Genomic DNA, 25,865 nt, shown 5'->3' with positions numbered 1-25,865 from the left:
TTCCACGGAATGGGGCAAGAAAATAGTGAGTTTGAAAATCAAACACATTTTATAACTGGGATAGGTGGCAGTTACGTCAATGTAATAGATGAAGGAATTTCTCCTTTGCTCTATAATGGAATTGGAGGCAGTGCTGTTCTGGGATTCTATCAGGAAAAAGAAAACCATGTCAAAACTGGAATTGCAAAATTCGACTTCAATAATCCATCGAGTAGCATCAGTAATGCTGAAATGTATACTTTTCGACTGGAAGGGCACTATCAGTATTATTGGAAAATACAAAGCCAAAAAAATCAAAAGTGGAAAATAAGACCAGGCTTAGATTTATCAGCTAAATGGGCTCTAAGGCAACATCTTGGCTATACTAATAATAGCCAACATATTGAAACCCGTTTTTCTTTAGCACCTGCCATTATGGTTGCGCTTCCGTTCCAATTATGGAATAGAAATTTTGAAATTGGTCTTTTTACGAGCATTCCTTTAATCACCTATGCAACTCGCCCATTATTTGCTTCTACCAGATTTTCAGCTTCTGTAAATAAAGATGAAGTTGAGTTTTTTGATTATCTTAAAGATGGAGAAATTATAAGTTTTGGAAATTATTTTAAATGGTCAGCACAATATTATCTGTATTTCCCACTTAAGAACGGTAATGGTTTAAGACTCGATTATTTCTGGAGCTACGAAAACTATCAAGCGCTTAATCCGATGCAAACAGGCGAGCATTCAATTATGATTAGTACATTCTTTAAAATATGAGACCACAACTATTCATCATATTTCTTATCGCGATCATAGGGTTTTCATCCTGTGAAAGACTTTTTATCAAGGAAGAACCACAACCTGCAAATGCAGCCATTTTTGACCATTTGTGGGAGACAGTTGATGAGAAATATTCGTTTTTCACGGATAAAAATATAGATTGGGATTCAGCAAGAACTGTTTTCAGACCAAAGGCTATTAATGCCAGAAATAGCATTGAATTGTTTAATGTATTAGCAGACATGCTGTTCATATTAAAAGATGGACATGTCAATATTTCTGCAGGAATTGATTTATCACGTAATTGGGAATGGTATTTAGAATATCCAACCAACTTTAATTTTGATCTAATAGAAAGAAACTATCTTGTTCCTAGTGAAGATTATCAAATTTCAGGCCCTTTTCACAATACCATAATTGATTCGGTTGGTTACATGTATTATGAAAGCTTCTCTGCAAATGTTAGCACTTCTTTAATGGATTACTTAGTACAAAAATTTAATATTAATGAGCCCAAAGGAAGCTTTCAAATCAATAGCCTGGAAGGTCCTGTTGCGGGTTTAATAATTGATATTAGAAATAATGGAGGTGGAAGCATTAGCAATGCATTTACCATTACTAATCGTTTTGCAGATGAAAAAACAAAAGTTGCAGATTGGTTTTATAAAAATGGCCCAGAACATGACGATTTTACCCAAGCAGAAGAGAAATTCATAGAATTTGAAGGGAATGAACTAAATAAATTCTATCAACCGATAGTAGTTCTAATCAATAGAGGAAGTTACAGCTCCGCTAATTTTTTCGCTAGTATGATGAGTTTCTTACCTAACGTCACTTTGATGGGTGACCAAACTGGAGGAGGTGGAGGCTTACCTATTAATAATGAACTCCCTAATGGATGGCGTTTTCGATTCTCTTCCACCAAAACATTAGATGCAAATGGTAATAATATTGAATTTGGTGTTGTTCCAGATATAATTGTAAACTTAGATTCCACAGATTTGGCCAATGGAAAAGATACAATGATAGAAGAAGCAATTAAATTTATTAAAAATAGATAATTGTACTTTTCTAATATAGCCACCCAATCCAAAATCTTCATAATGGAAGTAAATCCGAGTTGCTAAATCTTAATACTGAATTTGCATTATATTAACTTAAAGTAAACATTCAATTCATACAGATAAAAATGAGGTAATGTTAACCTAAGTATTTTTACTTAGCCTTGTTTTGTTTAAGTAATATGAGATTTAGCAAAACAATTTAGCACTTCTTAAAAACTTACATTGACTCTTCAAAAGTTGTATTATTTTTAACAAAAAAAAGATTCAAATTATCAAAGAGTTTTTTATCCACAAAAACCATAAGTTATCCACACTTATCCACATTAAAAATATAACCTATTGATTATCAGTTGTTTAAACTATATACCTTACTGTTAATAATTGTGGACAAGCCACAGTAAGCCAACCAGTTAGCACTATATCTGCTTTCAAGAAGCTACTTTGGTATTAGATGTAATATTTTCTATTTGAGATTATTCGATTTGCTGTCTAATGAGCTTTTTACGATAGGCATTAAAAATTCTTGACTTGGAAACAAATCCTTCATATTTTCCTTCCTCTAATACAGGTAAATTCCAAGCGCCAGTCTTTTCAAATTTCATCATGACAGAACGCATACTTTCTTTGCCTGTAACAAAAGTTGGAGGGGTATGCATTAAAGTATTCACAATAATATTTTTTCGAGATTCTTCATCAAACATAATTTCTCTAATATCATCCAAAGTAACTATCCCCATCAATTCTTGGTCGCTATTGACAACAGGGAATATATTTCGCTTAGAAAAACGAACTAAATCGACCAATTCACCTAAGGTAGCATCGGGATCAATTGTAAGTAAATCAGTTTCAATGACTTTCTTTAAGTCAATTAGACTAAGCACTTGCCTATCCTTATCATGGTAAATCAAATCACCTTTTTCAATCAATGGCTTCGTGTAAATTGAATATTTTTCAAAATATGAAATAGTACTATATGAAATTGCTGAAACAATCATCAAAGGAACAAAAAGTGTATAGCCACTAGTAATTTCAGCTATAAGGAAAATGGCTGTTAAAGGCGCATGCAAAACTCCACTCATTACGCCACTCATTCCAACTAGTGTGAAATTACTTAGACTTATAGGTGCTGTTATCCCCATTTTATTTACTAAATAAGCGAATAAAAATCCTGTAACACCTCCTAAAAATAAAGAAGGGGCGAAAATTCCACCACTTCCACCTGAACCGATGGTTAATGCTGTGGCAATAGGTTTTACTAAAATTATACCTGCCGCAAAAAGTACAATTAAAAAGAAAGCCTCAACTTCATCGAAAAACAAACTGTTATTCAAGATACTTTGTGCATTACCTTCCAATAATTTAGTAATAGTATCGTAACCTTCACCATAAAGCGGAGGCATTATGAAAATTAAAAAACCTAAAGAAACACCTCCAATAATTGCTCGATTTAAATCCCCTTTCACATTTTTGATCATACCTTCAACCTTACCCACTACTCGGGTAAAATATAATGCTACTAATCCTGTAAAAACACCTAAAAAAATATAAAAAGGAGTCTCAGAGGCTATAAATTCATCTGTGAGATTGAAAGAAAATAGTACATCATCACCCAATAATGTCAAAGAAACTAAAGCTCCACAAACAGAAGCAATTAATAGCGGAATAAATGAGCTAATAGTAACCTCTGCTAAGATGACTTCAATACTGAAAATAACTCCAGCTATTGGTGAATTAAAAATTGCAGAAATAGCAGCCGCAGAACCACATCCTATCAATAATGTTCTTTGTTTATAATTAAGATGGACTAAACGCCCTATATTGGAACCAATTGCAGAGCCAGTAACCACAATCGGAGCCTCCAATCCGACTGAACCACCAAAACCAACAGTTAGCGAGCTAGTTATCATTCGAGAGAAGGTTTTAGTTCGCTTTACTATACTTGACTTCTTGGATATTGAATATAAAATATCTGTAATCCCATGCCCTAACTTCTCTTTCAATATATATTTAGATAAAAGAAGTGTTAACACAATCCCAATCAATGGGTAACTTAAGTACAAATAATTACCAAATTCTTGTTGGAAATCGCGAGTTAAAAAATTTTGAATTACATGTACACTTTCCTTGAGGGTTACAGCGGCCAAGCCCGATATAATTCCTATAACACCACTCGTAGCAATTACAAAATTATTGGTGCTGACATGTTTAACACGCCAAATAAGAAACTTAAGTAAAAGTGATTTAAATTTCATACCTGCAAAGGTAAATAATTATGATGCTACCTAAGCCCCAAATAGAGGTTATTTACTCTAATATGCCTTGATCTAAAATTTTTGTTGCTGCACTTTAAATCTTCACATAATCATAAGCTCATAAAGTAGACTCTTTTCCTATTTTACTTTATTAAAATATGGACTCATCTGAAAATACATGCCGTTTGTCGATTAATACTTTAGAAAAACCAACCTTTTGGCACACATCTTGGTCTATTGTATATAGTTTTACACAAACTTTTAGACATGGATAGGTATAGAATAAATTTCGTTTGCAATAAATTGCCTGACCAAAAAACTGGATTGACAGGTTTTAAACAAGGTGAAAATTACGAAGGTCGAGCTTTTAACGGATTGTTTGAACTCAATGCGAAATGGGGTTCAGGCACTGAAAGTAAATTAATCTCAAAATCGCTCTTTGAAGAGTATTTTACATTAATTGAAGAGAATCAATATATTAAAAACTCAGCATGAGGAGATAAATAAAGCCGGCTTTAAGTCGGCTTTTTTGTGAAGTAAACAGTTTATTTATGAAATAAGAAGTAGGTTTAAAATGGCAAAAAATACCACCTGCCAAATCAGTAATACCTTTGCTACCTCATTTTTTATTTGAAGTTTAATAAAATAATAGAAGCAAAATATCAAAAACGAAATTACAGCCCACCCAACGTAATTTTGAAATGGAACCTGATCATTTTCCCAATTCCAAAAGTTTAATTCCATTGCAACAGGTTCTATCAACACGTCTATCAAAACAGTTAAAATTGTAGCAAAAATAATTTTTAATATGGAATTCCACTTTAAAGGAAATATTAAAGAAGCCACACAAAAAGTAATCAAAAACCAATTCACACCAATAATTATAGGGACCCCACCAATTTGAGGCCCTAAAGTGTCAGGGTAAATGTAATTTCCGAAAATCAATCCAAAGTTTACGCCCAAGTATTCAGCTAAAAAACCAATTAGGAAACAAAATGAAAAAGACCAAAGTAATGACCATGAATACTTTTCTTGATATATGAGGAGTATGATGAAAGATAAAGATAGGTTAAATGCGGTTTTTTCAATAAACCAATTACTATAGTTTGAAAGAATCCCAATAATTCCAAAAAAATAGAATGCAGAAATAATCAAAATGCCAATCAATGGTTTGGCTTTGATACTTTCAATAAAAGTACGCAGGTTAGTTGAAGTCATTTAATTTCCGGACTTAAATCATCAATTATTTTTGCAGATAGCAAACATAATGGAATTCCGCCACCCGGATGAACACTTCCACCTGAAAAATATAAGCCTTTAATCTTTTGATGAAAATTTGGATGTCTTAAAAAAGCTGAATATCGATTATTGGAACTACTTCCGTAAAGCGCCCCCTGATAGGATGAAGTTTTACTTTCAATCGTTCTAGGTTCTAAAATACTTTCTGTTTTAATATACTCAGAAATATCTACATTCAACATTCTACTTAGCTTGGCTAAAACCGAATTCTTGATTTCAGGAATTAATTTATCCCAATCTTGCCCGCTATTCGAAGGTACATTGACCATCACAAACCAGTTTTCCATTCCTTCAGGAGCATCCGAAGGCGTGTGCTTGGAAGTAATGTTCACATAAATGGTAGGATCAGAAGCTATCGTTTTTGATTTGAATATGTGTCGAAATTCTTTTTTATAATCATCGCTAAAAAATATGTTATGAAGACCAAATTCACTAAACTCCTTGCCGATGCCCCAATAGAATATTAAAGCCGAGCTGCTCCTTTCTTGATTCAAAATAGCTTCAGGTTGCTTTTGTTCGGAAAGCAGTTTTTTGTAGGTAGGGTAAATATCCATATTACTCACTACTAAATCGGCCAAAATCGTCTCTCCGTTTTGCTGAATTCCTACAGCTTTTTTATCTTCAACAATAATTTTTTCAACTCCTGCATTGAATAGGAATTTTACTCCCAGACTATCAGCGACTTTTAAAAGTGTATCTGTTATTTGATACATTCCCGATTTGGGATAAAATGTCCCTCTATTCAATTCCAAATTAGCTATGGAAGTTAAGATTCCTGGAGCCTGATAGGGGTCAGATCCATTATACGTAGCGAACCGATTGAATAATTGAACCAATTTAGGATGCTTCAGTTTTGCCTCGTTTACTTGATTCATACTTTCAAATAATCCGAACTTATAGATATTTAATAAAGCAGGCAGTATATCTTTCGACAAAAAGGTAGAAGATTTATGAAGCGATTTTTCTAAAAATATTCGAGCTGATTTCTCATATTTGAATTCAGCATTTTTTATATAATTTACCACAACCTCAGCAGAAACTCCTAAAACTGATTCTACTTCTGCTCCGAATTTTTCTGGAGTAGTGAACGCAGTTAATCGCTTACCATCCTCCCAAAAATAACGACAAGATTCGTCTAACTTTTTATATGGAAATTCAATTTGAGCTCCTTCTGCTTGAAGTGCTACCAAATCATCCACCAATTCCGGAATAGTAAATAAGGATGGACCTGCATCAAAACGAAAACCATCTTGTTCAAAAACCGATAGTTTCCCTCCAGGGTAACTGTTTTGTTCGTACACCTCAACCTCATATCCTTTTTTAGCCAAGCGAATAGAGGTTGCTATTCCACCTACTCCTGCCCCAATAATTAACGCCTTCATTTAATGGATTTAAATTTTCTACCTTTTCAAGTGACAATATCTTGCAAAAGAACTACATCCAAAAATTAAAGTTTGAGGAATTTTAATTGTTGAGAATTAGTCTGATAATTTGCTTGATTTAAATTCTGGAGTTATATAGGCTTGATAGATATTCGCCTTCCCCATTTCACCTTTTTCTATATAAATTTTAGCTAACTCCGCCACCGTTTGCTGAGTTCGATAATTCAGCATTCCTTTGCTTTCTTTCAAAATTTCAAACGATTGCTCCAATAACTTTAATGCTTGCTCTTTTTCATTCAGTAATAACTGAGCGCGTGCTTCATTAATTATTATATAAGCATAAAAGAAATGTGTCTCAGGCAGAACGCCCTTTATATAATTTTTTGATTCTTGCACTGCCTTTAATGCATTTTGAGGATTAGTTTCCGCTATGGCAAGGGAAGATTGATATATTCCAAGTAAACTATTCAGGTAATGATTAGGAGGTAAAGTTCTTTCAAAGGAGGCTCTTGCATTGTCAATTTTATTTTGCGCCTCCTCATAATTACCTTTTTTAATGTCAAATATTATTGAATTTAAACTGACATAAGCAGTTTCGTAAGATTTATCACCCACCGTACTATTGTATAATTTGAGAGCTTTTTGAGAGAAATAATTTGCAGAGTCAAATTTATAGTTATCAAGATAGATATGCGTTAGATTATTATAAGCGTGCATAGTATGAATATGGGATTCACCTAAATTTTCTTCTAGTACTTTTAAAGCTTCCAATTGAATTTTCAATGCTTTTTTCGCTTTCCCTGTTTGTAAATAGATGGTAGCTAAATTAGATTTTGTGAGGGCAATATCTACAGGATCATTAGTACTAATTTCATTTTTTATCGTTAATTCTCTTTCATAATATTCTCCCGCTTCTTTAAAGTTTGAAAACCTGTTTTTTATTGTACCAGCAATGCTAAGTGCATCAGCAAATTCTTTTCGTAAAGTATCTCTATTTTCAATGAATAAATTCAAAGATAATTGCACCAATGAATCTGCGGTTTTAAAATCACCTTTAATGTTTTGATAATACAATGCATGTTCTGTCAATGCATTTCCTCTTGCAAAATAAGGCATATCAGTATTGGATTCAATTTTATTGAACATAGAATCTGCTTTGGCTAACTCTCCTCTTTCAGAATAAAAACGTGCAAGCCTTATTTGGGCATCCAGAAATTGAGTAGAAGAATCTCCAAGAAATTTTTGATACTTTGATATCAGTTCTTTATCTATTTCAGCCGTTTTCTCTTGTCTACCTAAGTTATTATACATATTGGTGATAACCGCCAACAATTCATATTTCATTTTAGGTCGTTCTGATAATTCGTTATCAACCTTATCTCTAGCCAAATCAAGAAATTCATCCACTGTGAAATCAGCGCCTAGTTTTGAATTATCTCTAGGGTTTGGACTTTCAAAAAATCCTATTAAAAAAGAGGAAATATATTCGGCTCGTTCTTTCTGTTTTAACGCTAATTGTTCACTTTTTTGTGCTTTATTTGCCTGATAACTACTGAAAATTATACCGGAAGTCAAGCTTACTATAGCTAATCCTACCAACATGATAGTTATTTTATTTCGCCTTATGTATTTAGAAAAAATATAGGAATTATTATGCTTAAGCGTACTTATAGGCCTGTTTTGTAAATATCTTTCTAAATCAGAATTTAATTCATTTACTGACGTATATCGATTATCTGACTGCTCATTTAAACATTTTTCTAAAATACTCCTAATTTCAAGAGATAAGGACTCTGATATTATAAGATTTCTATCAAATGGGTTGTTTTCTTTAGGGTTTAAAGGGTTTTTAGAAGTTAATATAATATGAAATAAAATGCCTAATTGAAAGATATCAGTTGCAGTAGTTATGCTTCCTAAATTTATCTGTTCAGGTGCTGCGAAATATGGCGTTGCTTTTTGATTTTTATGCTGAAGTTTAGTTCCTATTTTTTGAGCAATACCAAAATCCAATAATTTAACTTGTCTGTCTGCATTCACCAAAATATTGGAAGGTTTGATATCTAAATGCAAAATTAGACGATTATGTGCATAATTGATTGCATCACAGATTTTCAAAAAAAGTTGAATTTTTTCTTGTGTAGTTAATGTGTTAGTGCGCAAAAATTGATCGATAGGAAGACCATCCACATATTCCATAATAATATAATGAATCCCAGAATCTGTAATTCCGCCATCCAAAATATGCGCTATCGCTGCGTGGTTTAAATTCGCTAAAAATTGCTGCTCATTTCGGAAATTTAGTAGAAAATTATCCTTTACCTCCTCTGCTGAAAAGCATTTTATTGCTACTTTTTGTTCAAATTGCTGATCATTTCTTTCCGCCAAATAAACTTGTCCCATTCCACCCCTTCCGAGACTTTTAACAATTTTATATTTATCAATTATATCGCCAGGCTTAAAAATATCTTCCTTTTTTTCTTCAAATCCAGTAGCAATCCCAGCCTGAAGATTGTCAAAATATTGATCAGCATTCTTCTCATCTTTGAGCATTGTTAAAATTGTATCACGCAAACGATCGTCATTTTTTGCTTGAAGAGCAACATAGTACTCTCTTTCAATAGCAGGTAACTTTAGTGCGTTTTGGAAAATTTCTTCCAGCTTATTCCAAGAGTAATCCATTAGTTAAGCGATTTTTTTAGCTTGAATCTGACTGTATATCCACGCCTTAATAACTTGCCAGTTTCTTTTCACTGTAGACGGAGAAATATCTAAAACAACTGCGGTTTCTTCAATTGTCATATTGGCAAAAAATCGACATTCTACTATTTTCACTTGCTTGCTATCCTTCTCTTCTAGTTCAATCAATACCTCATCTAACCTTAAAAGCTCATTCGAACACTCATCAGATAAATTAATTTTTTCTTCCCACTCCTCAAAACAAATATGTTGCGCATCTCTACCTCTTTTAATAGCATTATTTCTTCTGGCAGCATTTAGCAAAATATGACGCATAGCCTTGCCGGCAACACCGTAAAAGTGCGCTCTGCTGCTCCAATTCGCCTCAGAATTAATTATTTTTAGATAGGCCTCATGGACAATGGCTGTGGTATTTAAAGTTTCTAAACCGAAATACTGAAACCTAATCCGATGAGCTATATGGCGTAATTCATTATAAATAACGGGGAATATTTTATTGTATGCATTGATATCTCCCTTGTTGACTTGCACTAATAATTGCGTTATTTCTCCCTGATCTATCATGTTATTTCTAAAAATCTACTTCGAATACAGTATAAATCTACTATTTTTTAAGATAAAATAAAGACTAAAAAAAGAAAATTTAATTAAACTAATATGAATAAGCTAATAATGACGTGACTTAAGGTAGTTAAAATAAGATGAAAAATCATGTAGTTTGAAAAGTATTAAACTTAATCAGAAAAATAGCATGTAACGATTTTTACAAAAATAAATTATAGAGATTCCAACCTTTTTTACATTTATGTTGTCATTATAAAATAAATCGAAAAATATTTTTGTGAATCAAAATCATTTGAATACTTTCGGAACTACAAAATTATGTTCTACCTCTAAAAATTAACGCTATAGAATAAACTTTTACCAAACTAAACAAGGTGTTTTAAGATGAATAATCAAAAAACAAAACTGGATGACAGCCAATTGGTTGGCCAGTATATCAATGGTAATGAAGTAGCGTTTGAAGAACTAGTAAACCGCCACAAATCTCGAATTTTCACCACTATTTACATGATTGTAAAAGATCAGTATGTAGCTGAAGATTTAATGCAAGAAGTTTTCATTAAGGCTATACGAACTTTAAAATCTGGTCGTTATAATGAGGAAGGTAAATTTTTGCCTTGGATTTTAAGAATTGCACATAATTTAGCAATTGATAAGTTCAGGAAAAATAAAAGATACCCTACCATCGTTATGGATGATGGAAATAGTGTATTCGAAACCCTCGAATTTGCAGAAGGCACTTTTGAGGATGCACAAATGAAGAGAGATGTACATAAATCGCTTCGTAAACTGATTCAAGAATTACCTGAAGCACAAAAACAAGTGCTTATCATGCGCCATTATATGGACATGAGTTTCAAGGAAATTTCAGATCAGACAGGCGTCAGCATCAATACTGCATTAGGCCGAATGCGCTATGCCCTCATTAATTTGAGGAAAAAGATGCAACAATATAATATAGCCTATGACCAAAATTTTTACTCATGACGATTTAATCCGATATGTTTACCAGGAAACAGAGCCGGAGGAAAATCGGCAAATCGAACTAGCCTTGAATGAGGACATGGAACTTTTAGAACAATACCATGAACTCACATGGCTGAAAAAGCAAATGGATGGGGGAATGATGGCTCCTTCAGAAAAAACCATCAATTCTATTTTAGAATATTCAAAAGCTGTTAATTTGCATCCTGTAAAGGATTAGCAAATGACAAGAAAAGAACGCTACGAAGCATTTTTAGATTATTTTTCTGAAAACCAGCCACAGGCAGAAACGGAATTACACTACGAAAATCCGTATCAATTGCTTGTGGCTGTTATTTTATCTGCCCAATGTACAGATAAAAGAGTAAACATGGTAACGCCTGCACTCTTTGAAGCTTTTCCCACTCCCGAGCATTTGGCTAATTCTCACTTTGATGAGGTACTGCCTTATATTAAAAGTATTTCTTTTATGAACAACAAAACCAAACATTTGCTTGGGATGGCTAAAATGTTGGTGGAAGATTTTAATTCCGAGGTTCCCGAATCAGTAGAGGATTTACAGAAAATGCCAGGAGTTGGAAGAAAAACGGCCAACGTAATCGCTTCTGTTGTTTACAATCAGCCAGCCATGGCAGTTGATACGCACGTTTTCAGAGTTTCCAAAAGATTGGGATTGGTAAATCAAAATGCTAAAACCCCACTTGAAGTCGAAAAAACCCTAATTAAACATATTCCTTCTGAATATGTACATGTGGCTCATCACTGGTTAATATTACACGGAAGATATGTTTGTGTCGCTAGAAGACCAAAATGTGAGGAATGCAAGATCACGCATATGTGCAGATATTTTGAGAAGAATAAGTCTCTTGAAAATCAACTATAAAGTGGAAAGCAATCCTATTTAGGAATAATCAATAGCTTTTAGAAATTAAAATTCACTCCAAACCCTATATTCCACCATGAAAACGGGAAGTATTGATTACTGTTTGACAGTTCGTGCATTGCAACTGCTCCTGCTTTAAGGTTAAATTTTATACGTTCACCTCCAAAGCGGATAAAAGCAGTGGGCTCTCCCAACAAAATGCTATAATTATATTTTAAGTCGCCTTCAGCAGGAGTATAGAAATAATTATTATCCTGTATTTCAGAAAATAAAAGCCCCGTTTTCAATCCAATGCCTAGATCAATTTTACCATTGTCAATACTTATTTTACCAAAATTCAATTGTGTAAAATACAGTTGCTGATTGCCATCCATATGACCTCCTGTTGAAGGTTGTCTAGCATAAATATTTCCATATCCCAATCCTCCGTATAATTCCAAGACTGCATTATTGTTATAATGCTTGTAATAACCTCCTGCTGCTTGTAGATAATTATGCTTAGTTCCGTCAAACATTGTATTTCCATGAACTTGTACAGCAATTTTATCTGAGACACCATAAGAAAAAGTACCGCCAATATTACCCTTCACTAAAGATAAACCTGCATCAATTCTTAAATCTTTCTTTTCATGAATTAAGGGGATGTCCGCCATTTGGGGTTGATAAGCCACACAACTGAGCATTAAAAATGAGGATATACTTAAAAGTAAATAAGGTTGATAGTTTTTAATAATATTTGACATTTAGTTCTGTTTAAATTATTTATAGAATCAAACGGGATATTTATCTTCTTAGGTATTTGACACAAACTGTTTAAAAAGGGTTGTAATAAAAACTTTTGTACTGGATATTTAAGCTTAACTGAAGTCGGTAAACAGTTCATGATCAATGGAAAATATTCTTATTTAATTTAAATATTAATTCTTCTAGCTAAAATTTTGATAATTTCAGCTTAGAAAAAAATCATTGAAAGTTAAACTTCAATATATCGCATTAGCTTTAGGTCCATTATTATTCCTATTAATCCAATGGACAAACCCCCAATTTTGGTTTCCTGAAATTGGATGGGATGTGTTTTCTATTGCTTTATGGATGATCATTTGGTGGATTTTTGAGGCTATTCCCATTTTTGCTACGGCTCTTTTGCCGATGGTATTATTTCCAAGTACTGAGGTTTTTAATCTGACAGAAGCTACCGCACCTTATGCAAGCCCTATTATCTTCCTCTTTATGGGCGGGTTTATGTTGGCTTTAGCCATGGAGAAACATCAGCTTCACAGAAGAATTGCATTGAATTTAATCCGATTAACAGGCACCAATGCCAATGGAATTATATTAGGATTTATGTTAGCAACTGCCGTTCTAAGTATGTGGATTAGTAATACCGCTACGGCTGTTATGATGTTGCCTATCGCACTCTCAGTAGTAAAATTATTAGAAGGAAGCGATGATTCATTCTCAGGATTCAATCGTTTTAAAACAGCTTTATTCTTAGGAATTGCCTATGCTGCAAATGTTGGAGGAATGGCCACTATTATTGGAACTCCTCCTAATGTAGTTCTGGTTGGATTAGTAAAGAATATTTTGGGAAAAGAAATCAGTTTTGCTAGTTGGTTAATTATTGGAATCCCAACAGTTGTCGTTATGCTAGCCATTATTTATCAAGTTTTGACGAAGGTACTTTTCCGTCATGGCATTAGTACGATTGAAAAAGCAGAGCTCTATATAAGTCAAGAATTAAAAAATTTAGGTGAATGGAGTAAAGAAGAAAGATGGGTGGCAAGTATTTTCGGACTTACAGCCATTTGTTGGATTTTCAAATCTCAAATAAATTCACTTTTTGGAATAGATATATTAAATGACACCATAACTGCCATGTCTGGTGGTTTAGCCATTTTTTTAATCCCAATTAGCAGATCAGGTAAAATGCTAATGAACTGGGAAGACATGAAAAATCTTCCCTGGGGAATTCTAATTTTATTTGGAGGAGGAATGGCATTAGCCAAAGCAATGGAAACAGCTGGTTTTGTTGAAATGATTGGCGTGGCAATAAGTCAATACAAAGATATTCCGCTATGGTTATTATTATTAATTTTAACCACTCTGGCTCTTTTTTTAACGGAAGTAATGAGTAATGTAGCATTGACCACTATCGCAATTCCTATGGTTCTAAGTATTGCAAATGGTTTAGATGTTGACCCGCTGTTATTAGCGATTCCTGTTGCAATGGCTACAAGTTGTGCTTTTATGATGCCAATTAGTACGCCACCAAACGCTATCGTATTTTCAAGTGGTTATATTAGCATGAAACAGATGGTAAGAGCTGGAATACTATTGAATTTAATTGCTGTAATTGTATTAGTTGTGGCTGGTTTTTTTCTGGCACCTTTTGTTGGCGGCTAACTACCTTTCTAAAAAAATATTGGGGCAGCCCAAGGCTGCTTTAATTTTAATCACAGGTTTTCATTTAGAATTTCTTTAAGAACACAGAGATGTAAACTATTGACTACATAACTCAGACATTTCTCACCGTTCAGTTTCATTTCAATCTTTGTGAATTTATAAGTTTTATTTTACTGCTAAGGTTTTAAATTCCGTTACCAATTCTTTTTCTTGATTTACTATTTTAGGGTTTTTAAAAAGAATGAAAGCGTTTTTTAATTTCTTAAAGTGATACTGAGTCTCATACATCACAACTGAAATCAATGGAAAGGTAAAAACTACAATCCCTGCTATTACCCAATCAAAACTTATACCTAGTATAATAAAGATTAAAAAATAATATAATGGATAGATGAATAAAGAAATTCCCGACCTCAGTGAAATATGCCAAGTAATGTCTTTTACACCTGCAATTACTTTCTTTTCAATGATGTACTCAGGAATAAAATTAATGACTTTAGCTGCTAACCAGAAAGGGGATCCAATTAAAACTCCCATAGCTTTTAATATAAAACTAACAACACACTGTTTTCTGGCAGTATAATCTTTTGATAATTTACTTTTCTTTACCTCTTCAAAATAAGACTGTAGCTTACCTTTTAGTAGACGTGTTTTTTCCTCATCTTCTTGAAGATTGCTGGTTATTTTGTTGATTAGCTCATTTTCTGCGTGTACAATTGATTTCCTATTATGAATCCATTTTAAGGCATATGGCTTTAGCAGTGTTCGCACCTGCTCCATAAATTCATATTCAGAATGCCATTTAATATCTAGCATTTCGGTAGAAATCTCCTTACTAATTCTATCTGTAAATTGTTTTTGTGCTTTACTGGGATTTTCATCAAATTCATTTTTGTATTCTTGCACTTGAAATGCATCTCCAAAATGAAGGTGTAGATCATGCCATCTCTCTGGGTGACTTTCATAATGCACTCCATATGGTATCACATTTAAGCCTAACTGAAAATTATTCTCCTCCTCCGCTTGAAAAGCGATTCTGGCAGGACCTTTTTGCATCGGTCTTAAATACCTTTTTATTGCATGATTTCCTTCCGGGAAAATTAAAAGCGATTCTCCTTTCTCAAATAAATGAATACACTTCTTAAAAATTTCGTTATTTTGAGTCACACTCCCCATATTATCCTTTTTTCTGTAAATTGGAATGAGACGAATCACATCGAGAGCTATTGCCGCCCATTTCGATTTGAAAATATCGGCTCTTACAAGAATATTAGGCTGAATATCTTTTGCTACTTTTATTAGCACGAGTCCATCCATAAAGGTATTCTGATGGTTGCTTACAAATAATGATGGTTTTCTGTTTTTAACTTTATCATAACCTGTCACTATAATATTTCGATAACTAAAGGATAAACTCGCATCCATCAATTTGCGCAAAAAGGAATAGATTATATACTTTGCAATAGTGTACATTCTAGCATTTAAATAGTAAAGGCACAAATATAATGATTTTGATTAGTGTACAATATAGCAAACACAGTGTGCGATAATGAACACAAGAGAAATACTAAAACTCAAAATACTGCCATTAAAGGTCATTTATAACTTTGGGCACTTATATTGAATTGATATAATAAAACAGAAAATATGGAAAAGAAATTAGAAAGAACGAGAAAAAGAGTTTTCGCAGGAGTATGCGGAGGATTAGCGAAATATTTTGGATGGGATGCCAGTAAAGTAAGATTACTATATGTTTTAATTTCAATCCTCAGCGCAGCCTTTCCTGGAATATTGGTTTACATTATTTTATGGTTTGTGATGCCTGAAGAAAAATTGAGCTGGAAAAGATAAAATTTTTTACTCAACTGAGAAATCTATGATATAGATTTTCTCTTTACCATCAATTTTTTTAGCTCTTATGAGAACTAGGTAAGTGCCTTCGGAATGGACATAATTTCCGATCGCATATTTTACACCTTCATTTGTACTTTGTTGAATGACATATTCAAAGCTGATAGGTTCATGCTTTTTAAAAAACTCTTTTAGATAAATTTCGGCATGAACTTTACTATAATTAGCTGATTCATCTCTGATATTGAGTTGGATATTATCATGGAAATGCTGGGCCAATTCCTTTGAGCTCCCAGCTTTTAAGGCTAAGCGAACATCAGCAAAAAGTGACTTATCTTGGGCATAAATATTGCAATTGCCTAAGCTTGAAAATAATAGGAAAAAGAAAAATTTTATGCCGATTCCCTTCATTGGATTTTATGATTCGATTTAAAGAAGTGAGATAGCTAAAATTATGCCATACCTTATAACATAAAATTTACTTACTATTGATTAAAGCTGTTATCTATAATTTCAGATTGATTTGAATAGGAAATGGTATTCAAGAAAAAAAAGAGATCTCGAAGGAAAAGCAAAATAAGTTGGCAGAAATACAGGAAATTTAAGGTTATTTTATACTCTAATTCTGGCATCTAGCGCATCCTTACCAGCCAGTAGATTATATTGAGCTTGCAATCACAGAAGAAAACTTAAGCTTATTTACTCTTCTGAGAAATCAATAATATATATCTTTTCTTTGCCATCAATTTTCTTTGCCCTTATAAGAACTAGATAAGTACCTTCTGAATGGACATAATTTCCGATCGCATATTTCAACCCTTCATTAGAACTGCCTTGATGTGCATATTCAAAACTTATAGGTTCGTGTTTTTTGAAGAATTCTTTTAGATATATCTCAGCATGCACATTACTATAATTACCTGATTCCCCTTTAATATTTAATTCTATATTATCATGGAAATGCTGTGATAATTCTTTTGAACTGCCAGCCTTTAGCGCAGACCGTACATCTGCAAAAAGCGATTTGGTTTGAGCTTGAGCAAAAGAAAGGCTTAGAACCGAAACAATTAATATTAAGAAAAATTTTATAGCAATTCCTTTCATTCGGATTTATAATTCAATTTGAATATGAAATTAAGCTAAAATTATGCCATACATTTATTAAAAACTTTTTATTTCATATTAAAGTTTTTAGCATTACGCTCAAGTATCAAACATAATATTCTACAAATTAGCATAATGGATCTGAGTATGCAAAAAGCAATCATTTATTTTATAAATAAACGATAGGAACTTAAATTTTATTTGCTCCGAATATCCAGCATTTTCCCTATAAGAATCCCTTTATTTTCCTTAAAAGAAACTTCTTCATCACTTACCTTTTTCACCCCCTCAATTGTAAAAAAAGCTTTTGGATTATATTCATGAATTTTCGGAATTAGCTCTTTTAAAACATTTCTTTTCACTACCGTGAAAATAATATTCACTTTACCGTCATTTCCGGTTCCTTCAATATTTGAATATCTGTGATTTCTCCTTTCCAAATATTCTATCAGGTCATGTGCTGGGAGAGATGTGATTACTCTAACCACCACTCTTCCAATAGCCATTTTTTCTTCCACAATTATTCCAATGTAGGTACCGAAAGCATATCCTGTAGCATAAGAGATATAACTTACAGGATTATCAATGTGCTTAAATATTTGACCAATTGCTAATAGCCAAATCAAAGATTCAAAAAAACCTAAAATAGGAGCAATCCCTTTTTTACCCTGCATCACCAAGATGACACGCATAGTCCCTATCGAAACATCCGCCACACGCGCCATAAAAATTAAAAGTGGTAGAATAACAAAGGCAAAAATGTTGCTTGAAAATCCTAATTCTGTAAAAAACTCTTGCATAATAAAAACTGGAATTTGAAGGGACGCTACAAATATCCGAAAATAATTCTAGTATGAAAAATGAATACTAAAGTTTGAATTTTTCCCCGAATAAGCCTACAGCCTTATCCAAATAAATAACTCACTACTTCTCCCAATTGGCTGAAAGTTTTAATTTCTATATTATAACGAGAAATATCAACTCCTTTCATGCTAAATTTAGAAACCAGAATTTCTGTAAAACCTAATTTTTCTGCTTCAGCTATACGGTTTTCTATTCTATTTACTGCTCGTATTTCACCACTCAACCCCACTTCAGCAGCAACACATGTTTTAGAAGACAATGGAATTTCTTCCAAAGAAGATATGATTGCGATACATACTGCCAAATCAATTGCAGGATCTTCTACACGAACACCGCCTGCAATATTTAAAAATACATCTTGAACACCTAATCGAAAGCCTCCTCTTTTCTCGAGCACCGCCAATAGCATATTCAATCTTTTGCTGTCATAGCCCGTAGCAGAACGCTGAGGCGTTCCGTAGGTCGCGGCACTTACCAATGCTTGAATCTCAATTAAAAGAGGGCGGTTGCCTTCTAAGGTTGCTCCAATGGCTGTCCCACTGCTGTCTTTATCTTTCTGAGAAATTAATATTTCGGAAGGGTTGCTCACTTGTCGCAGACCATTTTGCATCATTTCATAAATGCCCAATTCATTGGTAGAACCAAAACGATTTTTGGTGGTTCTTAAAATTCGATAAGTCAAATGGCGGTCACCCTCAAATTGCAGCACTGCGTCCACCATATGCTCTAAAACTTTAGGACCTGCTATTGCTCCATCTTTAGTGATATGACCGATTAAAAAGACAGGGATTTTATTTTCTTTTGCAAAGCGCATCAACTCTGCAGTGCACTCTTTAACCTGACCCACACTTCCTGCAGCTGATTCTATTTTTGGAGAGTGTAAAGTTTGAATGGAATCAATCACTAATAAATCGGGGCCTAAAGCTTCTACTTCTCTGAAAATATCAGCTGTATGAGTTTCAGTAAGGATGAAGCAGTTTTTAGAATCATGTTCCATTCTATCCGCTCTCATTTTAATTTGCTGAGCACTTTCTTCCCCACTCACATACAGCACCTTAAGATTTGATAGTTGCAATGCTATTTGAAGCATTAAAGTAGACTTCCCTATACCTGGTTCACCTCCGATTAAAACTAAGGATCCTGGCACAATCCCTCCACCTAAAACTCTACTTAGTTCCCTATCTGCCACTTTTATTCTGGCTTCATTGGTACTTTCTACTTCTTGAATTGCAATGGGTTTGTTAGCTCTCTTATTGGTAGATTGATAGCCGCTTGAGGATTTTTCTTTAGCAACTACTTCTTCCACGAAAGTATTCCACTGTCCGCAAGAAGGGCATTTCCCAACCCATTTAGGGGATTCGTGTCCACATTCCTGACAGAAATACGCTGATTTAACTTTTGCCATAAAATAATTTATCCTACAATTTATTTATAAAACTAAAGAAAGTCTTGGAGTCTGAAATTAATTATAGAATTAAAAATCTTATGACAATATCCCTTGAATATCTTCCTTACTTAAGCTTTTCATAAAGCTTTCTTCCGTGCTGATTAAATCTCTCGCAAGGGTTAGTTTTTTCTCTTGAAGCGCTAATATTTTTTCTTCTACCGTATTTTTGGTAATGAACTTATAGGTGAAAACTTGCTGCTTTTGACCTATTCTATGTGCTCTATCTACTGCTTGTTGCTCAATAGCAGGATTCCACCATGGATCAAGTAAAAACACATAATCAGCTGCAGTAAGGTTCAAGCCTAAACCACCCGCTTTTAAAGAAATTAAGAAGACCGATATTTCCTTATTTTCTTGAAATAATTTCACTTCCTTTTGACGGTCTTTGGTGGTGCCATCTAAATAAGCATACTTGATATGACTTCGTTCCATATAATCCTTGAAAAGGCTCAAGTGCTTCACAAACTGGCTAAATACCAAAATTTTATGCCCCTTTGAAATAATGGAACTCAACATATGTGTCACATCTTCCATTTTTCCGGAGTCACCTTGATATTCTTTGTCCACCATTTTAGGATGATTGGCAATTTGTCTTAATTGAGTTAATCCTTGCAACAAAATCATCTGAGAGCTACGGATTCCTTTTTTCTCAATTTCATCTAAAATCATATCTCGGAAGTAGTTTTTTACCTCCTCATATTTTTCTTCCTGCATGGTGGTCATGCCAGAATAATGAACACTTTCAATTTTATCAGGCAATTCAGTTGCTACCTGTGATTTATGTCTTCTTAAAATAAATGGTTTAATCAGGGTGGCTAATTTTTGAGATTTTTGTTCATCTCGCTTTTTCTCAATGGGAGTTACAAACTCATCTTTGAAGAATTTCTTATTACCTAAAAGGCCAGGATTTACAAATGACATTTGAGACCATAAATCCATCGTACTATTTTCCACTGGAGTTCCAGTCAAAACTAATTTTCTCCTTGATTTTAACTTTTTTACGGCTTTAGCAATATGAGAATCAGGATTTTTAATGGCTTGAGATTCGTCTAAGATAATATAATTGAATAAAAATCCAGATAGAACATCAATATCCAGACGTGTAATTCCATAGGAAGTTAATATCAGATCATAATCTTCGAATTGCTTGCTATCTTTAATTCGATTGGTTCCGGTATAAACAAAAATTTTCAGTTCTGGCGTAAATTTCTGTGCTTCAGATTGCCAATTATAGACCAGAGAAGTAGGCATTATTAAAAGACTAGCAGCTGTTCTGCCACTTTCCTTTTCGGATTGAAGCATAGCCAAGGTTTGCACTGTCTTTCCCAAACCCATGTCATCGGCAAGGCAACCGCCAAAATTATAATGATTTAAAAATTGCAGCCAGTTGAAGCCTTCTTTTTGGTATGGTCGAAGCTCTCCAGAGAAATCTTCAGGCATAGGATGGTCATCAATTTGAGTGAAATCTTTCAGCTTTGCCATTTTTCTATCCATTTGGACTTTGGCCAAATTGCTTTTTTCCATTTCACTAACCAAAGACAGATGATGCTTCCTCATTTTCATGGCATCTTCATCACCATTTTCCATGAAGCTGAATAGTCCAGAATAATCTTCAAACCAATGAGAAGGAATTACAGCTATCTGATTGTTAGGTAATTGAAATTCAGTTTGATTATTTAATATATGCTTTCGGAGCTCTTTAAATGGAATTTCATAGTCACCGAACATTATGACAGCATTAATATCGAACCAATCGATTCCTTCTGAAATATCAATTTCAATTGTGGATTTCCCTACAAAATAATTTTTATCGTTATTAAGCTTTTCCTGCAGTATTTCTACTTGGTTTTCTTCTAACCATTCTACATTTTTCGAAATCCAACTAAATGCTTGTGTCTTAGGAGCGGTTAATTTTCCTTTCAGAATATTCAAGCCTCTAGCCACCATGGCATCTCGAAGACTTTTTTCCTTCAAAATATTTCTAACCAACCGCTTAAATACAAACTGCCCATCTTCCTTTTCAACTTTTACGGAAACCCCTTCTCCTTTTCCAAGCGGAAAGGTGTGGTCTCCATAGGTGAATTTCAATTCAAGTAATAATTTACCTTCATCTTCTATTTCCTTGTCACCATTACTGAATAAATCCAGATTTTTACCTGATGTGGAGACCAGTTCTGAAATTTTCAGCTTAGGAAAAGGTTCTTCCCTGAAAGTTTTAATTTTGAAACCTCTGGCGAAAACATCAAATGAGGCCACTAGGGGAGCAACAAATTTTTTAAAATAAGTCTCTTCTACTTTCTGTGGAATCGCAATAAATTTTTTATTCAAAAAGGGCTTAATTTTCTTTCCTTCTGGGTCTTTTTCAAAAGAATAGAGCTTTTGGTCCACCACTAACCATGCGGGTTCATTGCAAATTAGGTATGCACCTTTATACTGAAATTCTAACTTTTCTCCATTATGCTTTATGGTGGGGAAGTAATGTGTGTTGTCTTCGTTTTTAACAAAATGAAAAAGGATTGTGGCCTTTTCCTCCATAATATCAATTTTTCGCCAGGCGGGCTCACCATCATTGCCCATTTCGAAAAGCATCTTACCTTTTATGCGACTCAATATTTCAGAACGCCTTTTTTCCATGTAGCGTTCTATTTCGCTCATTACTAGTTCATTTCCTCCATCCAGATTATAAAACTTGTCAAAGAATTCGGCAGGCTTCATTTTCTTTTTAGCGAATTTCCTTACTACTACATCTTGCTGCATTTCATCCATCAACTCGATGAGCTCGTAATCTACATCATCAAGCCCTTTCTCAAATTCATTCGCATTTTTAGCAGAAATATTTTGATGTGAAAAGGTTAATTCACCTCTGCTATTTTTTTGCACCACAAAAGACTCAAAGGTGTAGCCTAAATGCTCATGCTCAAAGAGTGAATATATTAATTGAAATGGTTGAGTGGTAAATACCTTCATGGATAAAACTTATCAATCAAACAGTTTTTGTCAGTTTTTAAAAAAAATCAGAATTGAAATTTAAGGAATTAGGATTGAACTCGTATTATTTTTTTGAAGAAATTACTACAATCGTTGTATTTCTACTGATTTAGCTGCCACTTGAGCTGGTTTGAAGGAGGCTAGTATGGTAATTAAAGAAATTGTAAGCATGGTGAAAATAAAATCAGTGGCAATCATTTTCACGGGATAGGCTTCTTGAACTGCTGAAGCCATGTTCATTGAAATTAGCCCGTATTCCTGCTGCAAATAGCAAATTATAAAACCAAATAAACCTCCAGTCAAAGCGCCAGATAAAGATATAATGGCTCCTTCTTTCAGGAAAATATTTCGGATGGTTTTCACTGGAGTTCCCATAGCAAATAAAATGCTGACATCTCTTTTTTTATCAAGCGCTAACATAGTAAGGGCAAAAAAGATATTGAATGAAGCCACTGCTAAAATGAAGCTAAACGTGATGTAGATAAACAGTTTCTCAATCTTGATTGCTTTTAGCAAGGAGGCATGTTGTTCATCGGAATTTAATACTTCAAATCTATCACCTAATGATTGCTTAAGTGAACTTTGTATTTCGTTTACCGCAACACCTTCTTCCAAATTAATTTCTAATGAAGTACATTCATTTTTCTTTCCAATTAATTTCCTTGCAAATCGCAAGGGTACAAAAATATACTTTTCATCATATTGTTTTTCGATGGCAAAAACTCCTGCAGGCATTAATATACCAGAATTGTACATGCTAGAAGGATTTGTTCTGCCTGGACTAATGTTTTTAGGATAATAAAACTGCAATGCTAAAAAGTCATTGCGAGAATTAATGGATAAATCGTAGCGAATCCCTTGACCAACTACCCCAAAATTTTGTTCCTTTTCGGTCAACTTTAATTGCCCTTCTGTGATATGATTTTTCAAATCACTATTTTCTACAAACTCAGGACTTACGCCTTTCATCCGCACGATTGATTCCCCATCACTATACCGAACTAACACATTATCTTCTACCACCTGAACAACAGCTGCTATCCCTTCATTTTGTTCAATTTTTTGCTTTAGTTCCTCATCATACTCGAAAAACTTCCCTTCCTTCAAACTTATTTTGATATCTGCATCAAAAGAGCTGTATAAGGAACGAATTAAGTCTTCTAAACCATTAAAAACAGAAAGCACGATTACCAATGCGGCAGTACCAATTGCCACACCCACCATGGCAATAATGGATAAAACATTTATGAATCCCTTTTTCTTTTTAGATAGGAAATATCTTCTTGCTATGAAAAATGAGAGGTTTTTCAAAATTATAAAGCTGAGGTTTTAATCGTTATTTTCTTCATCATCATTATCGTCCTTTTCTTCTGGTGGGATGTCAAGTTTGGACAAAATCTTGTCAATTCGATTTGCTCTTTCCAAGGTTTCATCCATAAAAAAAGCAATTTCAGGTACAATTCTAACTTGTTTTCCGATTCTATTACCAAGATGTTTTCTAATTTCACTTTTTCTTTCTTTTATCATTTCCAAAGTTTCACTTGGCTTTTCTGAAAGCATCAGACTCAAGTAAATTTTAGCAAAACTTAAATCAGGAGAAACCTCCACTTCAGTGATGGTAATAAAAGCTTTTCCAAAAGCATTAGCCATTTGTTTTTGGAAAATTTCGCTTAAATCTTTCTGTAATAAACTGGAATATTTTTTTTGTCTTGAACCTGCAGCCATCTTATTCTTTAATTTCTTTACAAATATGCATGATATTTTATACAATTTGTGGTTTATCGCCTAATTTAGCAATCGAATTTTAAACAACACCGAAGACTATTGTTAGGTTTTTTCAGAATAAACGACCCTTACCGCTTACTAATACTTTTTTTGGCAGTATTGCTGATTCGCTTACCTTACTTAATTGGGTCAGAGCCATTGATATACGAAACCAATTGGCTCTTGATTGGTGAAGCTCTCAACTCTGGAAAAGATTTGTATAAAGACTTAGTAAGCCCAATTGCACCATTAGCAGGATGGATTTATATGGTGATAGAATTTATATTTGGAAAATCAATTTTAGTACTTCATATTTTATCTCTTCTACTCGTAACCTATCAATTTTCCCTTTTCAACAACATTATGTTAAGAAACAAGGCCTATAATGAAAATTCGTACATACCTGCCTTGATTTATGCACTGATGATGTTTACTTTTTATGATTTTTTCACTTTTTCACCTGCACTCATTAGCCTAACCTTTATTCTTTTAGTATTGGATAATATTTACTTAAGAATTGAAAATAAATTGCAAGATGCAACTATTCTAAAAACAGGCATATATATGGGGCTAGCGGTTTTATTCTATCTGCCCTCTATATTCTTTTTAATTGCCACTTTATTGTCTTTTGCATTATTAACAAGCTTGGTTTTACGAAGATATTTACTGTTTATTTATGGTTTTTCTTTCCCTATTATTGGTACTCTTATTTACTTTTATTGGAAAGATGGTTTGACTTCACTTTATTCTCAATGGATAAATTTCAACATTTTTCATTCTATAGACCCAATATTAGATTTTCAGTCAATTTTTATTATTGCAATTTTCCCAACGATAATATTTGTATTCGCTCTTTACAAGACTTTTAGTGCATCCAGATTTACAAACTATCAAGTGAGAGTTCAACAAGTAATGTTCATTATGTTTTTAGCAGCTTGCGGAAGCTGGTGGTTTTCTGAACAACAGGCACCGTTCGAATTATTGGTTTTTATTCCTTCCTTTTCCTTTTTCATCATCCATTTTGTCTTCCAAATAAAAAGGAGAATTAGAGCCGAAATATTTTCAATTGGCTTTAGTATCATCATTATCAGCATTACTTACACCATATTTTACCAAAATAGTCCTATATGTTCTTATGGAGATTTTAACAAGCTAAAAAAACAAGAGTCTATCTATGAAAAGGTGATTAATGGAAAATCAACAATGATTTTAGGTGGGCAGACTTCTAATTATGCTGGAGCTGAAAAAATTGCTACTCGTTATTATCATCCTCAGCTCAGTCAAGTTCTCTTAGAGGAAATGACTGAAAAAGAAAGATTGATAGCGCTTTTTGATGACATCCAAAAAAACGAACCTGAGGTTATTTTAGACTTCACAGGATTTTTTCAAAAAAATCATCAAGAACTGAACTTTACAAAAGTGAGTTATCAGCAAAAAAGTACTAATTTTTATGTAAGAAATACGAATAAAGATAAAATTAAATGAACTAATACACTTCACTTATTAAATTGCAAGTGTTTAAACACTTGTTGTTCAGGAAATGAACATGTGCTA

The 25,865-nt window shown here is 33.5% G+C and carries 23 protein-coding genes; 9 read left to right on the top strand and 14 right to left on the bottom strand.

All coding sequences use genetic code 11. The annotated features are described in order from the left end of the window. Positions 1-9: 9 nt before the first annotated feature. Together VFM92_RS07840 and VFM92_RS07835 are read left to right on the top strand one after the other, a co-directional pair. The gene (locus VFM92_RS07840) at positions 10-759 is read left to right on the top strand and encodes a hypothetical protein (RefSeq protein WP_325121651.1); all 750 of its coding nucleotides are present in this window, start codon (positions 10-12) and stop codon (positions 757-759) included. Then, positions 756-1,823, top strand: coding sequence for a S41 family peptidase (locus VFM92_RS07835; RefSeq protein ID WP_325121650.1), 1,068 nt, complete (start codon positions 756-758; stop codon positions 1,821-1,823). Before VFM92_RS07840 ends, VFM92_RS07835 begins: the two co-directional genes overlap by 4 nt. A gap of 476 nt (positions 1,824-2,299) precedes the next feature. On the opposite strand, the gene VFM92_RS07830 is transcribed toward VFM92_RS07835, so the two are convergent. Continuing rightward, the gene (locus tag VFM92_RS07830; protein WP_325121649.1) at positions 2,300-4,078 is read right to left on the bottom strand and encodes a chloride channel protein; all 1,779 of its coding nucleotides are present in this window, start codon (positions 4,076-4,078) and stop codon (positions 2,300-2,302) included. A gap of 267 nt (positions 4,079-4,345) precedes the next feature. Here VFM92_RS07830 and VFM92_RS07825 point away from each other — a divergent pair, with 267 nt between their 5' ends. Further along, positions 4,346-4,573: a hypothetical protein gene (locus VFM92_RS07825; protein ID WP_325121648.1), complete on the top strand. Its 228-nt coding sequence runs from the start codon at positions 4,346-4,348 to the stop codon at positions 4,571-4,573. 54 nt (positions 4,574-4,627) lie between these two features. Here VFM92_RS07825 and VFM92_RS07820 read toward each other — a convergent pair whose 3' ends face one another. The 4 genes from VFM92_RS07820 to VFM92_RS07805 form a co-directional block, all read right to left on the bottom strand. Then, a complete protein-coding gene (locus VFM92_RS07820; RefSeq protein WP_325121647.1) occupies positions 4,628-5,296 on the bottom strand; it encodes a carotenoid biosynthesis protein in 669 nt (222 codons plus the stop codon). Then, entirely contained in the window at positions 5,293-6,759 is a 1,467-nt protein-coding gene (gene crtD, locus VFM92_RS07815; RefSeq protein ID WP_325121646.1) for a 1-hydroxycarotenoid 3,4-desaturase CrtD, read from the bottom strand. The genes VFM92_RS07820 and crtD overlap by 4 nt, the downstream gene beginning before the upstream one ends. 96 nt (positions 6,760-6,855) lie before the next feature. Beyond that, positions 6,856-9,441, bottom strand: coding sequence for a serine/threonine-protein kinase (locus tag VFM92_RS07810; RefSeq protein WP_325121645.1), 2,586 nt, complete (start codon positions 9,439-9,441; stop codon positions 6,856-6,858). A gap of 3 nt (positions 9,442-9,444) precedes the next feature. Next, positions 9,445-10,023 carry an ECF-type sigma factor gene (locus VFM92_RS07805; protein WP_325121644.1) on the bottom strand — a complete coding sequence of 193 codons (579 nt, stop codon included), beginning with the start codon at positions 10,021-10,023 and terminating at the stop codon, positions 9,445-9,447. 384 nt (positions 10,024-10,407) lie between these two features. On the opposite strand from VFM92_RS07805, the gene VFM92_RS07800 reads away from it, so the two are divergent. The 3 genes from VFM92_RS07800 to nth are packed head-to-tail and all read left to right on the top strand — an operon-like array spanning position 10,408 to position 11,890. After that, positions 10,408-11,010, top strand: a complete 603-nt coding sequence (locus tag VFM92_RS07800; protein WP_325121643.1) for a sigma-70 family RNA polymerase sigma factor — start codon at positions 10,408-10,410, stop codon at positions 11,008-11,010. Beyond that, entirely contained in the window at positions 10,988-11,227 is a 240-nt protein-coding gene (locus VFM92_RS07795; RefSeq protein ID WP_325121641.1) for a hypothetical protein, read from the top strand. Before VFM92_RS07800 ends, VFM92_RS07795 begins: the two co-directional genes overlap by 23 nt. Before the next feature lie 3 nt (positions 11,228-11,230). Beyond that, positions 11,231-11,890 carry an endonuclease III gene (nth, locus tag VFM92_RS07790; protein ID WP_325121640.1) on the top strand — a complete coding sequence of 220 codons (660 nt, stop codon included), beginning with the start codon at positions 11,231-11,233 and terminating at the stop codon, positions 11,888-11,890. A 38-nt stretch (positions 11,891-11,928) separates the two neighbouring features. Here nth and VFM92_RS07785 read toward each other — a convergent pair whose 3' ends face one another. Then, a complete protein-coding gene (locus VFM92_RS07785; RefSeq protein ID WP_325121639.1) occupies positions 11,929-12,633 on the bottom strand; it encodes a hypothetical protein in 705 nt (234 codons plus the stop codon). Between the two features lie 223 nt (positions 12,634-12,856). On the opposite strand from VFM92_RS07785, the gene VFM92_RS07780 reads away from it, so the two are divergent. Continuing rightward, positions 12,857-14,293, top strand: coding sequence for an SLC13 family permease (locus tag VFM92_RS07780; protein ID WP_325121638.1), 1,437 nt, complete (start codon positions 12,857-12,859; stop codon positions 14,291-14,293). 165 nt (positions 14,294-14,458) lie between these two features. Here the strand turns inward: VFM92_RS07780 and VFM92_RS07775 are convergent, their stop codons facing one another. Then, positions 14,459-15,766, bottom strand: a complete 1,308-nt coding sequence (locus tag VFM92_RS07775; protein ID WP_325121637.1) for a 1-acyl-sn-glycerol-3-phosphate acyltransferase — start codon at positions 15,764-15,766, stop codon at positions 14,459-14,461. 174 nt (positions 15,767-15,940) lie between these two features. Between VFM92_RS07775 and VFM92_RS07770 the strand changes: the two genes are divergently transcribed. Further along, on the top strand, positions 15,941-16,144 hold the full coding sequence (locus VFM92_RS07770; RefSeq protein WP_325121636.1) for a PspC domain-containing protein: 204 nt from the start codon (positions 15,941-15,943) through the stop codon (positions 16,142-16,144). 6 nt (positions 16,145-16,150) lie between these two features. Here VFM92_RS07770 and VFM92_RS07765 read toward each other — a convergent pair whose 3' ends face one another. The 7 genes from VFM92_RS07765 to rbfA all read right to left on the bottom strand — a co-directional run bounded on the left by VFM92_RS07765 (position 16,151) and on the right by rbfA (position 24,272). Beyond that, a complete protein-coding gene (locus VFM92_RS07765) occupies positions 16,151-16,555 on the bottom strand; it encodes a DUF4783 domain-containing protein (RefSeq protein WP_325121635.1) in 405 nt (134 codons plus the stop codon). Positions 16,556-16,843: 288 nt separating this feature from the next. Then, positions 16,844-17,248, bottom strand: a complete 405-nt coding sequence (locus VFM92_RS07760; RefSeq protein WP_325121634.1) for a DUF4783 domain-containing protein — start codon at positions 17,246-17,248, stop codon at positions 16,844-16,846. A 197-nt stretch (positions 17,249-17,445) separates the two neighbouring features. Beyond that, positions 17,446-18,048, bottom strand: coding sequence for a DUF2179 domain-containing protein (locus tag VFM92_RS07755; protein ID WP_325121633.1), 603 nt, complete (start codon positions 18,046-18,048; stop codon positions 17,446-17,448). A gap of 104 nt (positions 18,049-18,152) precedes the next feature. Then, positions 18,153-19,517, bottom strand: coding sequence for a DNA repair protein RadA (gene radA, locus VFM92_RS07750; protein WP_325121632.1), 1,365 nt, complete (start codon positions 19,515-19,517; stop codon positions 18,153-18,155). A 78-nt stretch (positions 19,518-19,595) separates the two neighbouring features. Next, the gene (locus VFM92_RS07745) at positions 19,596-22,526 is read right to left on the bottom strand and encodes a DEAD/DEAH box helicase (RefSeq protein WP_325121631.1); all 2,931 of its coding nucleotides are present in this window, start codon (positions 22,524-22,526) and stop codon (positions 19,596-19,598) included. Between the two features lie 105 nt (positions 22,527-22,631). After that, on the bottom strand, positions 22,632-23,858 hold the full coding sequence (locus VFM92_RS07740) for an ABC transporter permease (RefSeq protein ID WP_325121630.1): 1,227 nt from the start codon (positions 23,856-23,858) through the stop codon (positions 22,632-22,634). Between the two features lie 18 nt (positions 23,859-23,876). Next, on the bottom strand, positions 23,877-24,272 hold the full coding sequence (gene rbfA, locus VFM92_RS07735) for a 30S ribosome-binding factor RbfA (RefSeq protein ID WP_325121629.1): 396 nt from the start codon (positions 24,270-24,272) through the stop codon (positions 23,877-23,879). Positions 24,273-24,422: 150 nt separating this feature from the next. Here rbfA and VFM92_RS07730 point away from each other — a divergent pair, with 150 nt between their 5' ends. Then, positions 24,423-25,796 carry a hypothetical protein gene (locus VFM92_RS07730; protein WP_325121628.1) on the top strand — a complete coding sequence of 458 codons (1,374 nt, stop codon included), beginning with the start codon at positions 24,423-24,425 and terminating at the stop codon, positions 25,794-25,796. Positions 25,797-25,865 lie beyond the last annotated feature (69 nt).

The sequence above is a fragment of the Marivirga sp. genome, assembly GCF_035704835.1.
Lineage (GTDB): Bacteria > Bacteroidota > Bacteroidia > Cytophagales > Cyclobacteriaceae > Marivirga.
Note: the sequence above shows the minus strand (reverse complement) of the source record. Positions and strands in the feature narration are given on the sequence as shown.

Excerpts from the sequence above, each read along its gene's own strand:
- VFM92_RS07840 (WP_325121651.1), top strand. The coding sequence starts at position 10 with ATGGGGCAAGAAAATAGTGAGTTTGAAAATCAAACACATTTTATAACT.
- VFM92_RS07835 (WP_325121650.1), top strand. The coding sequence starts at position 756 with ATGAGACCACAACTATTCATCATATTTCTTATCGCGATCATAGGGTTT.
- VFM92_RS07830 (WP_325121649.1), bottom strand. The coding sequence starts at position 4,078 with ATGAAATTTAAATCACTTTTACTTAAGTTTCTTATTTGGCGTGTTAAA.
- VFM92_RS07825 (WP_325121648.1), top strand. The coding sequence starts at position 4,346 with ATGGATAGGTATAGAATAAATTTCGTTTGCAATAAATTGCCTGACCAA.
- VFM92_RS07820 (WP_325121647.1), bottom strand. The coding sequence starts at position 5,296 with ATGACTTCAACTAACCTGCGTACTTTTATTGAAAGTATCAAAGCCAAA.
- crtD (WP_325121646.1), bottom strand. The coding sequence starts at position 6,759 with ATGAAGGCGTTAATTATTGGGGCAGGAGTAGGTGGAATAGCAACCTCT.
- VFM92_RS07810 (WP_325121645.1), bottom strand. The coding sequence starts at position 9,441 with ATGGATTACTCTTGGAATAAGCTGGAAGAAATTTTCCAAAACGCACTA.
- VFM92_RS07805 (WP_325121644.1), bottom strand. The coding sequence starts at position 10,023 with ATGATAGATCAGGGAGAAATAACGCAATTATTAGTGCAAGTCAACAAG.
- VFM92_RS07800 (WP_325121643.1), top strand. The coding sequence starts at position 10,408 with ATGAATAATCAAAAAACAAAACTGGATGACAGCCAATTGGTTGGCCAG.
- VFM92_RS07795 (WP_325121641.1), top strand. The coding sequence starts at position 10,988 with ATGACCAAAATTTTTACTCATGACGATTTAATCCGATATGTTTACCAG.
- nth (WP_325121640.1), top strand. The coding sequence starts at position 11,231 with ATGACAAGAAAAGAACGCTACGAAGCATTTTTAGATTATTTTTCTGAA.
- VFM92_RS07785 (WP_325121639.1), bottom strand. The coding sequence starts at position 12,633 with ATGTCAAATATTATTAAAAACTATCAACCTTATTTACTTTTAAGTATA.
- VFM92_RS07775 (WP_325121637.1), bottom strand. The coding sequence starts at position 15,766 with ATGTACACTATTGCAAAGTATATAATCTATTCCTTTTTGCGCAAATTG.
- VFM92_RS07770 (WP_325121636.1), top strand. The coding sequence starts at position 15,941 with ATGGAAAAGAAATTAGAAAGAACGAGAAAAAGAGTTTTCGCAGGAGTA.
- VFM92_RS07765 (WP_325121635.1), bottom strand. The coding sequence starts at position 16,555 with ATGAAGGGAATCGGCATAAAATTTTTCTTTTTCCTATTATTTTCAAGC.
- VFM92_RS07760 (WP_325121634.1), bottom strand. The coding sequence starts at position 17,248 with ATGAAAGGAATTGCTATAAAATTTTTCTTAATATTAATTGTTTCGGTT.
- VFM92_RS07755 (WP_325121633.1), bottom strand. The coding sequence starts at position 18,048 with ATGCAAGAGTTTTTTACAGAATTAGGATTTTCAAGCAACATTTTTGCC.
- radA (WP_325121632.1), bottom strand. The coding sequence starts at position 19,517 with ATGGCAAAAGTTAAATCAGCGTATTTCTGTCAGGAATGTGGACACGAA.
- VFM92_RS07745 (WP_325121631.1), bottom strand. The coding sequence starts at position 22,526 with ATGAAGGTATTTACCACTCAACCATTTCAATTAATATATTCACTCTTT.
- rbfA (WP_325121629.1), bottom strand. The coding sequence starts at position 24,272 with ATGGCTGCAGGTTCAAGACAAAAAAAATATTCCAGTTTATTACAGAAA.